Below are 13012 nucleotides of genomic sequence, written 5' to 3'. Positions count from 1 at the left end.
TTTTGCAATAAGTACAAATACGTAGTCATCAAACATAGGAGAATTAAGGGCTTTGAACAGCGTCTTATCCCTAGACTTACAAGACTGGGATGCACCCCTTGCAAGTCTAAGAGTAAGATGCCTTTCAAAACCCTTGACTCTCATGGGTTTGATGATTGTGCATTAGTACTTGTTGAAAGGCTGAGATGCACCGCGTGTAGTTCTTGTTTATCCGCAAGTTTGCTAATCTGTTAGCTGATTATTTTTTGGGTCTATGTAGTTCCTTTAATTGAAATCTGGTAATGGGGACGCGGATGATTGTTGTTCCGACTGAAATTTCTGATGTCTTGATTATACAACCTCATATTTACGGTGATGAGCGTGGCTTTTTCTTTGAGAGCTTTAATAGAAGAAGCTTTTGTGCCCAGGTGAGTATAGATGCTGATTTTGTCCAGGATAATCATTCTCGCTCTCTGAAACGCGTGCTCCGGGGTCTGCACTACCAGATTCAGAGGCCACAAGGTAAGCTGGTTCGCGTAGTGGTGGGTGAGATTCTGGATGTTGCCGTAGATATTCGACTCAGTTCTCCAACCTTTGGTAAATGGGTCAGTTATCGGTTAAGTGCTGAAAGTAAGCATCAGCTGTGGGTTCCGCCTGGTTTTGCTCACGGTTTTTTGGTGATTTCTGATGTGGCTGAGGTTCTCTATAAGACTACGGACTATTATTTTCCTGAGTATGAACGCAGTATTCGTTGGAATGATCCAGGTCTAGCGATCGCATGGAATCTAAACGCATCGCCAATTCTTTCTGCTAAGGATGAAGCGGGTGTCTTTCTGAAAGATGCAGAGGTGTATGCATGACGCGTATTCTCTTGGTGGGAAAGGATGGCCAGCTAGGGCAGGATTTGCAACCCATACTTGCTGCTAAGTATGAGACTATATGTTATGGAAGAGATAGCCTAGACTTAGAAGATATTGGTGCCATTCGGCACATAATTCAGAGTATTCAACCCAATCTTATTGTTAATGCTGCTGCTTATACAGCGGTTGATCGGGCCGAAAGTGAGCCTAGTCGAGCGATCGCCGTAAATGGAACGGCTCCTACTGTAATGGCAGAGGAAGCCCAGCGGATAGGAGCCTCTCTGCTCCATGTGTCTACGGATTATGTATTTGATGGTCAGAAGAATACACCGTATATAGAGGATGACTTGCCTCATCCTATCGGGGCTTATGGGAAGTCTAAGCTGCTTGGAGAAATGGGGGTTCAGAAGTCTTGCGATCGCCATATCATTCTCCGAACGGCATGGGTCTATGGTGCTGGGGGAAAGGGTAACTTTGTGAAAACTATGCTTCGACTAGGAGCCGAGAGAGAAGAACTTCGGGTTGTTGTTGATCAGATTGGTTCTCCTACCTGGACAGTGGATCTCTCAGAAGCAATCGCCCTATTGATTCCCCATCTAGATCTTAGTGCTGCTAGCAAGAACTCAGTTAACGGTATTTACCATTTCACCAATAGCGGCGCAATTAGTTGGTATGACTTTGCAGTTGCTATTTTTGAGGAAGCTGCTTTCTTAGGTTTTCCACTTAAGATACAGCGAATTATCCCGATTAGCACAGCAGAATATCCAACTCCAACGACTCGGCCAGCTTACTCAGTGCTATCTGGGAAAAAAATAGCTGCTTTGCTGGGTTGTTATGCTCCGCACTGGCGACAAGGTCTTCGCCAAATGCTCAAGCAGTTAGCTGACAAGTCGTCCATAGTTCTAAAACCTATTTAATCTCTATGAAAGCAATTATTCTCTCAGGTGGTAAGGGTACGCGCCTTCGTCCATTGACTTATACAGGGGCCAAGCAGCTTGTTCCTGTAGCTAATAAGCCAATTCTTTGGTATGGAATTGAAGATTTAGTAAAGGCTGGCATTACAGACATCGGCATTATTATTAGCCCCGAAACGGGGGCTGAAGTTCAAGCTAAAACAGGTAACGGAGACCGTTTTGGAGCCAACATTTCTTATATTCTTCAGGAGCAACCGGCAGGCCTAGCTCATGCTGTCAAGGTAGCTCAACCATTCTTGGGCGATTCTCCATTCATTATGTATCTTGGAGATAACCTAGTTCAAAGTGACTTGAACATATTTCTGAATGAATTCAAGACTAAACACTTAGATGCACTTACGCTGCTATGTGCCGTGCCAAATCCTACTGCATTTGGTGTGGCTGAGATTGATCAAAGTGGAAGAGTACTGAGACTTGTTGAAAAGCCTAAAATTCCACAATCAAACCTGGCTCTTGTTGGCATCTATTTGTTTAATAGCAGTATTCATGAGGCGATCGCTAATATTCAACCTTCTGCACGAGGAGAGCTAGAAATTACCGATGCTATTCAGTATTTAATCGATCACGATAACCAAGTGGAGGCTAGACAGATACAAGGCTGGTGGCTTGATACGGGCAAAAAAGACGACCTTCTAGAAGCTAACCGTGTGATTCTTGATACTTGTCTTGTTGCTGCAAACAATGGCGATGTTGATGAGCAAAGTCAGATAATTGGGCGAGTTCGAATTGGGGAACGTTCTAAAGTCAGGAACTGTACGATTCGAGGCCCGGTCATTATTGGCGAGGATTGTAATATTGAGAACTGCTTTATTGGCCCTTATAGCAGCATTGCAGATAATGCCGTGCTGTTGAATGCTGAAATAGAGCATAGTGTCCTACTCCAGGGGGCTAAGATTCTCGATATTCACCAACGGATTGTAGATAGCTTAATTGGTCAACGAGCACAAGTTAAAGAAGCACCTCAACGGCCGAGGGCAGTTAGACTAATGATAGGTGACGATAGTCAGGTGGAGCTAGCCTAAGCCGCTCTCGTATTCTTGAATTTGTTTTTGAATTTATATCACAAGCTAAACATATGGCTACCTCAGATCAGCAACCAAATAGCTACCAAGAGCTGAGAACCTCCAAAACAATATTGATTACGGGAGGAGCTGGATTTATTGGCTCTAATTTTGTGCATCACTGGTTTGAGACTTATCCGAACGATCGCATTATTGTCCTTGATGCTTTAACCTATGCAGGAAATCTCGACAACCTCAAGGGTTTGCACGGTTCACCACAATTCCGGTTTGTGCAAGGAGATATTTGCGATCGACCTTTACTCGATCAACTCCTGGTAGAAGAATCAATTGATACTGTTGCCCACTTCGCAGCAGAATCTCATGTCGATCGCTCAATCTTAGGCCCGGACGCTTTCGTGCGTACTAATGTGGTGGGTACGTTTACGTTGTTAGAGAGTTTTCGACAGCACTGGATGAATCGAGGAAAGCCTGAGAGCGATCGCTTCTTGCATGTATCGACTGACGAGGTCTACGGCAGCTTAGGTGAGAATGATCTCGCGTTTACTGAGATAACTCCCTATGCTCCTAATAGTCCATATTCTGCTTCTAAGGCAGGTAGTGATCATTTGGTGCGATCATATTTCCATACCTATGGAATGCCTACACTGATCACCAACTGCTCCAACAACTACGGCCCTTACCATTTCCCCGAGAAGCTAGTTCCACTCACTTGTATTAACATTTTAATGGGCAAGCCTTTACCCATTTATGGAGATGGTCAAAATATTCGAGACTGGCTCTATGTCGGTGATCATTGCAGTGCCATTGATTGCGTTATTCACCGTTCTAATCCTGGAGAAACTTATAATATTGGCGGAAATAACGAAGTCAAAAATATTGACCTCGTCACCATGATCTGCAATCTTATGGATGAATTAGCAACAGACCTGCCTGTTTATCCAGCCAGCCAGTTGATTACGTTTGTAAAAGATAGGCCAGGACATGATCGCCGCTACGCGATTGATGCGACTAAGATTCGCACGGAATTAGGATGGACACCTTCTGTCACAGTCGCCGAGGGCTTGCGGAATACTGTTCAGTGGTATCTTGCTCACCGTGAGTGGTGGCAACCGCTGCTGTCACCTGATTATCAGGCATATTACAAAGCAGTCTATGCTTGATATATTTTTATGATCTGGGTGATGAATATCCGTCGCTGGAGCGTCGAAATTGTATTTCAACCTCAGCAAGCCGAAAGGTTTGTCCTGGTGGAAAGAGTGAGTGGTTGAGCGTGTTTTAGCGTGACTGATGGAATGTTAACGCTCAGTGCCAGACTACAAATGGCTACCAGAAACTTTAGAAGCCCTTATTTATCTTGCTAGGATCTGTACCTTGGCTGGGTTCTTGGTGTGATTTTAACCCCGTCATACCTTTCAAACACCCTCTTAGCCAAGGCAGGTGGCTGTGGTTAATCGATAATGCGTCTTGCTGCTCCTCATCATTATTCGGCTATCCCTCCATGCGGCTGTCGCCCTGGGGAACACAACTCGCTAGAATCAAATAAACCAGTAAACGTGGCTGATCCTCATGATTCCAACCGTTATTGAGCAATCCGGGCGTGGCGAGCGCGCGTTTGACATTTATTCCCGCCTGTTGCGGGAGCGCATTATTTTTTTGGGCCAAGAGGTGACTGCCGACTCGGCGAATCTGATCGTGGCTCAGATGCTGTTTCTTGAAGCTGAGGATCCTGACAAAGATATTTACCTCTATATCAACTCCCCTGGTGGGTCAGTGAGTGCCGGTCTAGGCATCTACGACACCATGAACCATATTCGGCCCCAGGTATGTACCATCTGCGTGGGTCTGGCGGCCAGCATGGGGGCGTTTTTGCTTACCGCTGGAGAAAAGGGCAAGCGCATGAGTTTGCCCAATTCGCGCATTATGATTCATCAGCCCCTCGGTGGTGCTCAGGGTCAGGCTACTGACATTGAGATCCAGGCTAAAGAGATTCTCTACCTGAAAAAGCAGCTGAATGAGGCAATGGCCAGCAATACCGGCCAGCCCTACGATAAAATTGCTGAAGATACCGAGCGCGACTTCTTTATGAGCCCCCATGAGGCAATGGAGTACGGTCTGATCGATCAGGTAATTGATCGCACCTCTGTTGGGTCTCGCCCGTTAACGGTCATGTAGACCGAGGAATAACTGACGATACCTATCACCCCCAGCGATCTGGGGGTGATTTTTTGTAGCTAAGGGCGGGGGAAGCGGAGCTGGGTCTCGACGGTCATCAGTAGCTGCTTGGAGGGTGACTGCGGCAGTGACCCAGGTGAGTTTGTCTTGGCGCAGCAGACCGGCCTCGTCGGCTGTGGAGCGGCGCAGAATGTGGAGCCGACGCCGGATAACATTCTCAACACTGCGGCTTTGGCTCAATTAGGCCCTCGACTGCCCAGGCGAGGGCGTTTTGGCTTTGGGACGGGCGACTCTAGACCGAGATAGTCTGATAGCCAAAACACGCAAAGATAAAACGGCCCGGTGTCGAGTAAAGCCGCGACGAGCTTAAACACGTAGCCATAGCCAATAAACCGAATCAGCTGTGGCCATAGCTCTTGTCCTGGCTCGATAGGTAGGGCCCTGGCCAGAAAGTGGGTGATTAGCACCACCGCTGTGGTGTCGACCAGCTGGCTGATCAGTGTAGAGCCGTTGTTGCGCAGCCACAGGTGTTTGCCGTTGGTCAATTCTTTCCAAAAGTGGAAGAGATACACATCGACAAACTGGGCGGTGAGGTAGGCCATCATCGAAGCGGCGATCGCACCGAAGGTGAGATTGCGAATTTCAAAAAATACCGGCAGTCGCCCAGCGGCGTCGCGCACCAGCTCTCCGGTGGCCGGGTCGGTGGCCTCAAACCCCGGCAATATGCCCCCAAGCCAGACGATAAACAGTACCCAAGCATTGAGCAGCAGGCCCACCCACACCACCTGATTGGCCCGCTGTTTGCCGTAGAGCTCTGAGATCAAGTCGGTGCACAAAAACGTTAGGGGGTAGGGCAAGACCCCGACCGCCACGGTGACGGCAAAGTCGCCCCAGGTAAAGACGTTGACAAACCGGCTAATGCCGAGAATGTTGAGCATGCCGAGGGTGCCGAGAAATAGCCCAGACAGGACTAAAAAAACCAGGTTGCGGCGATTTTGCAGATGCTCTGGCACTGGGCCATACACTGCCGTGGAGGGGAGAAGCTCTGTTTTCATGGTTGAGGTATCTCTCTAGACGGCGAAGAACCGGCGATCGCCCTGATTCAGCTTACCAACAGAGTTTAAGCGGCAATGGTTTAGCCGAGACATTCGCCTATCTGGAGGCGGCTGCCATTGACAAAGTCGGAGCCGCTCTGGGCCTGCTTGCCGGTGGGTTTGACTTGGCGTAGGAGCAGCAGCCCGTTGCCGGTCTGCACCAGGGGGCCTTGGCCCTTGATCAACCCCACCACGGTGCTAGGGGAGGCAGTTGGGACACTAGCGGCGATCGCTCCTACGGTCTCCCGCAGCGCCCCTAGCTCGGGAGGGAGTGCTGCCCAGTAAGGCTCGTCTAGGGGTACCGTAGCCATCACCTTCAGGGGTTGGCCGCGAAAGCTGGTGACACCATTGGGGTAGAAGCCACGCACCTGGTTGTGGAGGGCGATCGCAGATTTTTCCCAGTCCAGCTCAAAGTCTTCTTTTTGAATGAGCGGCGCGTAGGTGGCCAGGGTGTCATCTTGGGGTATGGGGGTGAGATTGCCCGCCGCCAGGCCGTGCAGGGTTTGCACCAGCAGATCAGCACACTGATCTGCCAGGGCGGTGGCCACATCGTCTGCCGTATCTAGCAGGCCGATGGGCAGGTGTGACTTGAGCAGCATGGGGCCAGTATCCATGCCCAGGTTCATCTGCATGGTGGTCATGCCGGTGACGGTTTCGCCGTTAACAATGCCCCACTGAATCGGGGCTGCCCCCCGGTAGGCGGGCAGCAGCGACCCGTGGCCATTGATGCAGCCCAGTCGGGGCAGGTCGAGAATGCGCTGGGAGAGTAACTGCCCGTAGGCCACCACCACAAAGGCATCGGCCTCGATCGCCTCTAGAGCTACCAGGGTAGACTCATCTTTTTTGATCCGGGTGGGCTGAAAAATGGGGCAACCTGCCGCCGCCTGTTTTACTGGCGAGGGGTCGAGTTTGTTGCCGCGTCCTCGGCGGCGATCGGGCTGGGTGACCACCGCCGCCAGGTCAAAGCCCGGCTCAGCCTGCAGCCGCTGGAGGCTAGGTACGGCAAACTGGGGCGTTCCAAAAAAGACAAGTCGCATGAGGTTGGGGTTAGTTTAACTACCGGGCACAACGCCAATCTCGACCCGCTGATTGCGCTGTTGGTCGGCAGCGGTGGTGCCAGTGGTGCGAGGGCGGCTATAGCCGTAGCCCAGGGCGACCCAGCGCGGCCCTTCGACCTGGGGGGCCAGATACTGCTGTACCGCCAGGGACTGTTGCAGCGTCAGCGGGCTGGCTTCATCGGTGGCAATGGTCGGGTCGGTGTGGCTACCTACCAGCAGGGTCACCGGGCCGTAGCGACGCAGGTCGGCGGCAATGCTGTCGAGCAACTGCTGGCCGGGGCCGGTCAAAATGCTGCTGCCGGGCGCAAACAGCAGCGCACTAGGTAGGAGAATGCGATCGCTGACCAGCGGAAACTGCGGCTCTTCGTAGGGTACCAGGGCGACGGTGGGAGAAGGCGCTGTGTCTGACCCTGGAGCTTCAGCACCTGAAACCTCAGAGTTGGTAGCTCCAGAAACTGGGGCTTCAGGTGAATCAAGGCGCTGATCGAGCATTGCCAATCGCTCCTCCAGGGTGCCGGTGGGGGAAGCGCCCAGAGCAGACTCCAGGGTTTGCAGGCGGGTGCTCAGGCTAGCGAAATCTTGCTGGAGTAGGGCCAGATCAGTTTGGATGCGATCGCGCTCCTCTGACGACAGCTCAGCCGCTGCTCGATCGGTTGCGGGCTCAGCCGGGGCCTCAGCCACCGGAGGTGGATCACCTGTGCTGGGGGCTACGGGTGAATCTCCCTGCCACCAGTTGGGCAGCTGTTGCAGCTTACCGACCGTCTGGCTGCTTTGGCGCAAGGCCAGCTCGGCGATCGGCGGCGCTGAGCTGCGGGACGGAAAAAACTGAGCGATTGCCATACCTAGCAGCCAGCCTGTACTGACGCTCACCCCCAGCACCAGCAACCGCACTAGCAATATCCATAGAGCGTGCAGCCCGGCCCCTAGTCCCGATGTAGACTTGCCAACCAGGCGAGAGGTTACAACAGGCTGAGTCACCCCTTCAGTCGGGGCGGGGTCAGGGGAAATCGGCGGCAGGTCGGGAGAATCAGCCATGATGCGATCGATTGAACACCATCGGGCGATTGGCTATGGGGCGGGGAAGGGCCAGCCCTACTAGGAACCGTTGACCGGGGATTGACTGCACCGGGTCTGAACTTACTCGGTCTGGGATCACTGGGCCTAAATTTACTGGGTATGAGTTCACTGGGGCCAGCCATCCCAGGGGTTTACCTCTAGCACGCCCCGCTCGGTAAACACCACCTGAAAGTCTACCTGGTCAGCGCTGCTATTGGCCGCTGTCACCATCTCTGGCAGCGGTGTTTCTGCAGCCAGCAGGCCAGCAGCGGCGTTGATTGGCTCGTAGCCCACTACCTCCCCAGACTCGGTCAGACGCACCCGAAAACGCAGGGCTTCATTGGCCGACAGCGGGCCTAGATCTGCCAGAATGTTGTCGTAGAGGGTGCTGTTGAGGGCGCGAATGCGATCGCCATCGGTCACCTTATCGGTCAAGGCCGGCAGCGACTCTGAGGGCTGAGCCGCCGCCTCGGAATTGCCGCCAGTGGGCTCTAGCACAACCTCACCTGCGGGGGTAAAGGTGGCGATAAACTGGGCCACTCGCTCATCCACTGGAGCTGCCCCGGCCACCGGCACAAAGGTCAGCTCAGGGAGGGGCGTGTTGTCGACCTCTGCCAGGGCCAGATCGGTTTCGTATTTGTAGCCCAGAATGTCGCCATCCTCAGACACCACAATGCGGTAAGCCAGATCATCACTGGGGCGGGGGGCGTCGGCCCAGGACTGGCGCAGCCGCTCGGCCACGTCGCTCTGGAGAAGGGCAACGGTGGCGGCATCGGCGATCGCAGGGGCATTTTCCAGACGACTTAGATCCCCGACTTCGGGAGAAAGCTCAGAAGAGGCTTCGCTACTTGAAGGCGGTGAAGCAGCGGATTCTGCCCCAGTGGTCTCAGCGGGGGCGGTTGACTCCAGCTCAGAGCGGCTGGGCTCAAACTCGGGCGGGGGTACAAAGAAGAGAGCCAAGCCAGCGGCGGCCAGAGCCGCTGCACCCAGGGCTGCCGGGGCCGCTCGCTTGGTTACGGGTTCGTTAGACTGCACCAACCGCCGCGACACCACCTTAAACTGAGCGGTTAGGTCGGGCAGGGTCTGGGTATCGGCCAGCAGTTGATCGATCGCCTCCACCAAGTCGTAAAGCTGTACTGTATTGAGCTTGATATCTAGGGGTGGCTGAGCACTGACGTCGCTGACCGGCTCCCCCAGGGGCTGCTGCTGCACAATTAAATGGTGATAAAAGCTATCTCCCGGCTTCAGCGCAACCATAGGAGGTGCCTGAGTAGCATCGGCAGGATAAGCGACACCGCTGAGCAACTGCTGGCCATAGCGGCTGACGGCGGCCACCAGACTATCGAGAAACTCACGCCCGCCGGTTAAGGTAACATCGGCGACGCCGGGTAGACGGCACTCGACATTCATCAACACTGTCAGAGGGGCTAGGGGGTCAAGGGCGTCGGTACTCAACCCTTCTAAGATCAAGTTGCAGTGGGGCAGGCTGTATTGACGTTGAATAGTCATGACACTTCTCCGTCAAACAGGCTGTTCCATAGCCGCTGGGGGCCGAGTACCCCAGAGCAGAGCAGCAGCTGCTGCAACAGCTGTACTGCCAGCTCATCGAGTTTTTCGTCGGTGCTGTAGGCGATCACCCCGGCTCGCCGAGGGTTCATCCGGGCACGAAAGTGACTGCGAAAACGAGTCATGTAGTCGGCCAAACGAAAGTGGTGATCAAGGGAAAGCTGCTTGTCAGTGAGTTGCTGCTGGCCAATGAGTAGCTGACGAGTCAGCACGGTCAGCCGCCGGGCTAGGGTGCAGATAATCATTACCAGAGCCTTGGCCTCATCCATCTGTAGGGGTTGACGCTGGCTGTAGCGACGCATGGGGTTGGTGCCCCGTAACAGCCACAGATGCACCCGACCCCTGACTAGGTTGTCGAGGGCCAGGTCGCGGGCTACCGCTAGCATGGCCTCGCTGCCGCCTAGGTCAAGGGCTTCGATCGCCAGCAGCAGCAGGTCAAGCTGAATGCGCGCCCGGCGAGGACACTCGTCACTGGGCAGCGCCGGGTCAGCCAAAGTGTCGAGCATCAGCGGCGACGGAGAAAGAGGGGGGCTATCTACTGGCATTCAGCTCTGGAGTTAATACGAACAGCATTCTATCAAACCACGGTTTCAGGCTGCTGGGCCGGAGAAATTACCGAACCCCCTAGCCCTAAACTCTGTGATAGTGCGAGAACCACACAAGGTTTTTTGTTGCCCCGAGAGTCCCCACCTATCCACCCATTCACCCATCGACAGAGCCTAGTTGACGTCGGCCAGCTTGGTCATGCCCTGGATGTACCAATTGCCGTCCTGGCGCACCAGGTCGTACTGCATTCTCAGCACATCGTTGTAGGAGGCACTGGTGTTTTCGACGCCAAACTCAAACAGGCGAGCCTGCTCAGAGACTACGGCGATCGCCTGCAAGCGATCGGCGGTGGGGTCGTCGGGGCTGACCGACTCAACTTCGACACTGTGCTCATACTCCCAGTACCAGCTCTCCTGGGCGGCGGCATCGGCCCGACGTCGCCACTGGGTAAGCACCGGCTCCAGCAAAATCTCTTCCAGGCGGCTGGACTGATAATCTTTGCCCAAGGAGGCCCGCTTGGTCTCTAGCCAGGTGTTAATCACTCGGCTGGCCATGTCGTTGACGCCAATTTCTGCCGGAGCAGCGGTCACCTCAGGAATCTCGAAGGCAGGCCGATCGAGGGAAATGGCCAGGGGCTGACCCGAAATGCGGGGGCCACTGAGGGCACCGGTCACCCAGCCCAGGGCGCGCATGGTGCCAAAGCCTAAAATGCTGACCCCTAGCAGCCCGGCTGCCCCCACCAGAGCCAGCCGCCCCCAGCGGGGTGAGGGGCGATCGCGCTTGGCCGCCGCTACCCCAGGCGGAAACGCCTGACCAGGGGCCAGGGTAGTATCGGGGCTGGCCGCAGCGGGACGGCGATCGCGGGGGGGGAGTTTTTCTCCAGCGGGGGCCATTTTGCCCTCGGGGGAGAGCTGGGCAACTCGCTCAGCCACTCGTAGATCATCGTCAGCGGCGATGACTCCTTGGCTGCGGCCATTGCGATCGCTGCCCGCACTGAGGGAGAAATCATCGTAGCCGTTGTCGCTGGAACCTAAGGGCTGGGGCGATCGGGGCGGGCTGTCGACCCGTCGACCACTGGTGACGGGGTTAGGCATGGTCGGAGCACCGATAGGCAGTGACCCTTCAATGGTAGGAAACGCCGAGGTTGAGAACGATGCCCCTGGCGCAGCTGGCTGCATTCCAGGGCCAGAGAACTGAGAGGGCGTCGGGGGCGGGCTAGGCGACCAGCGGGGGGCTTCGCCAGGGGTGGCAGGCATGGTCTCGAGGTAGGCCTGTACCTGGTCATCGGCAAAGTAGTCTTTGAGAGTGGCCTCCTGGTCTTTGAAGTCGCGGAAGTGCGGAAACAGCTCATCCTTGAGCCAGCGTTCGGCGTAGAGGCACAGCCCCGGCAGCAGGTCGGGTGACTGGCGCGAGTGTTCGCGAATGTAGGCCAGGGGCTCGAACTCTTGGCTGAGCTCAAGGGCGCGGTTGGCCTCCTCGGTCTGACCCAGCAGCAGGGCACATACCGCCTGCTCCAGGTGTACGTCCTGTTGCGCACCTAGACGCAGCAGCAGCTGTTTGGCGCGGCGCACCAGGGCTGGCTGGTGGCGGGCAAAACCACGGGCCAGCAGAGCATACACCGTTAGATAGGTGGCCACAGGGGAGGGGCGGCGGGCTTCATGCTCAAACAGCTCCTGCTGTTCGGAGGCGGTTAGGTAGTCGCGCAACTGCTGCACAAAGCGTAAAAAATCGTCGATTGCCAGCCCAGAGAGGTCGTCGTCACTACCCTCTATGCCGCCCCGGTCTTCGAGCATGGCCTTGAGCAGCTTCAGCCCCTGGCGGCGCTCACGGGTCTGGTCGAGGGGGCGGGCCAGCAGCTCTAAAATGCGGTAGGGCCGCAGCTTGTACAGCTCGGTGTGAATCTCGGCCCGAATGGTGGGGAAGAGATTGCCCCGAGCCAGCAGGTCGTGGCCGGTCTGAAGGGACTCGGCGGCGATTTCGTACTGACGCTGCTGCCACTGCTCGCGCCCCAGCTCGAGACATGCCAGAGAGAGGGTCAAAACCACATCGTCGGGGGCCGAGCCGGCGGCAGCGCTGTCGCCGAGAGCATAAGGGTTAGTCAGCAGGGGTTGGCCCAGCTGCAACACCTGCTCATACTCGCCCATCTCTAGCAGTAGTAGCAGGGCACCCACTAGCTGATCGGGCTCGATCTCAATTTTGGAGCTGTGGGCCTCGCCGCCCCCCGGCTCGGTGGCCAGCGATCGCAGCGCTGCTTCTCCCAGGTCAGCGCGCACCTCCAAGCCTGAGGTGCGCCCGCCGCCCGCCTCAGCTAGGGCAACCGGTGCATCGAGAGCCACATCGGTGTAAGCGCTGGCCAAAAACTTGCTGTCATAGCTGTGGCGGCGATCGGGGTCAGACAGCACGGCGTAGGCTTCGTCAATGAGCTGCTTGCGGGCCTCAATGGCAGCGGCAGAAAACTCGCGTCGGGGCAGCTGCAAGCCGCGATCGCTGTGGGCCTGCTGAAGCTGAGCCGCAGTCGCCTGAATGGGTAACCCCAAAATTCGGTAGTAGTCTAGCGGAATTTGCACAGCTCACATCCCCAACGGCCAACTCATTTGAAATAGTATCCAAAAAGATATGTTGCAGACTGCCCCAGCCGTTATACCTCGATTTTCCTCTGGTGGGCTTTCCCTTTTGTCCTCTAGG

General features: G+C 55.2%; 11 protein-coding genes. 5 read left to right on the top strand and 6 right to left on the bottom strand.

The annotated features are described in order from the left end of the window. Nucleotides 1-293: 293 nt before the first annotated feature. The 5 genes from rfbC (at nucleotide 294) to clpP (ending at nucleotide 5007) form a co-directional block, all read left to right on the top strand. Nucleotides 294-839, top strand: coding sequence for a dTDP-4-dehydrorhamnose 3,5-epimerase (gene rfbC, locus AC0QKW_RS02325; protein ID WP_473149442.1), 546 nt, complete (start codon nucleotides 294-296; stop codon nucleotides 837-839). Continuing rightward, nucleotides 836-1756 (top strand): dTDP-4-dehydrorhamnose reductase, encoded by a 921-nt coding sequence (rfbD, locus tag AC0QKW_RS02320; RefSeq protein WP_473149441.1) that lies wholly within the window; start codon nucleotides 836-838, stop codon nucleotides 1754-1756. Before rfbC ends, rfbD begins: the two co-directional genes overlap by 4 nt. A 5-nt stretch (nucleotides 1757-1761) precedes the next feature. Then, nucleotides 1762-2835: a glucose-1-phosphate thymidylyltransferase gene (locus AC0QKW_RS02315; protein ID WP_473149440.1), complete on the top strand. Its 1074-nt coding sequence runs from the start codon at nucleotides 1762-1764 to the stop codon at nucleotides 2833-2835. A gap of 53 nt (nucleotides 2836-2888) precedes the next feature. Further along, nucleotides 2889-3995, top strand: coding sequence for a dTDP-glucose 4,6-dehydratase (gene rfbB, locus AC0QKW_RS02310; protein WP_473149439.1), 1107 nt, complete (start codon nucleotides 2889-2891; stop codon nucleotides 3993-3995). Between the two features lie 406 nt (nucleotides 3996-4401). Further along, entirely contained in the window at nucleotides 4402-5007 is a 606-nt protein-coding gene (gene clpP / locus AC0QKW_RS02305; protein WP_473149438.1) for an ATP-dependent Clp endopeptidase proteolytic subunit ClpP, read from the top strand. Nucleotides 5008-5243: 236 nt separating this feature from the next. Here the strand turns inward: clpP and AC0QKW_RS02300 are convergent, their stop codons facing one another. From AC0QKW_RS02300 to AC0QKW_RS02275, 6 genes are all read right to left on the bottom strand, one after another. Continuing rightward, nucleotides 5244-6062 (bottom strand): queuosine precursor transporter, encoded by an 819-nt coding sequence (locus AC0QKW_RS02300; protein ID WP_473149437.1) that lies wholly within the window; start codon nucleotides 6060-6062, stop codon nucleotides 5244-5246. A gap of 80 nt (nucleotides 6063-6142) precedes the next feature. Beyond that, nucleotides 6143-7138: a methionyl-tRNA formyltransferase gene (fmt, locus tag AC0QKW_RS02295; RefSeq protein WP_473149436.1), complete on the bottom strand. Its 996-nt coding sequence runs from the start codon at nucleotides 7136-7138 to the stop codon at nucleotides 6143-6145. Between the two features lie 15 nt (nucleotides 7139-7153). After that, nucleotides 7154-8194, bottom strand: coding sequence for an OmpA family protein (locus AC0QKW_RS02290; RefSeq protein ID WP_473149435.1), 1041 nt, complete (start codon nucleotides 8192-8194; stop codon nucleotides 7154-7156). Between the two features lie 147 nt (nucleotides 8195-8341). Then, a complete protein-coding gene (locus tag AC0QKW_RS02285; RefSeq protein WP_473149434.1) occupies nucleotides 8342-9724 on the bottom strand; it encodes a DUF4335 domain-containing protein in 1383 nt (460 codons plus the stop codon). Further along, nucleotides 9721-10326 carry a DUF3038 domain-containing protein gene (locus AC0QKW_RS02280; protein ID WP_473149433.1) on the bottom strand — a complete coding sequence of 202 codons (606 nt, stop codon included), beginning with the start codon at nucleotides 10324-10326 and terminating at the stop codon, nucleotides 9721-9723. The genes AC0QKW_RS02285 and AC0QKW_RS02280 overlap by 4 nt, the downstream gene beginning before the upstream one ends. Nucleotides 10327-10500: 174 nt before the next feature. Then, on the bottom strand, nucleotides 10501-12894 hold the full coding sequence (locus tag AC0QKW_RS02275; protein ID WP_473149432.1) for an IMS domain-containing protein: 2394 nt from the start codon (nucleotides 12892-12894) through the stop codon (nucleotides 10501-10503). Between the last annotated feature and the right edge of the window lie 118 nt (nucleotides 12895-13012).

The sequence above is a fragment of the Pseudanabaena sp. PCC 9330 genome, from assembly GCF_055795045.1.
The sequence above is the reverse complement of the archived record's forward strand: the minus strand, read 5'-3'. Positions and strand labels throughout refer to the sequence as shown.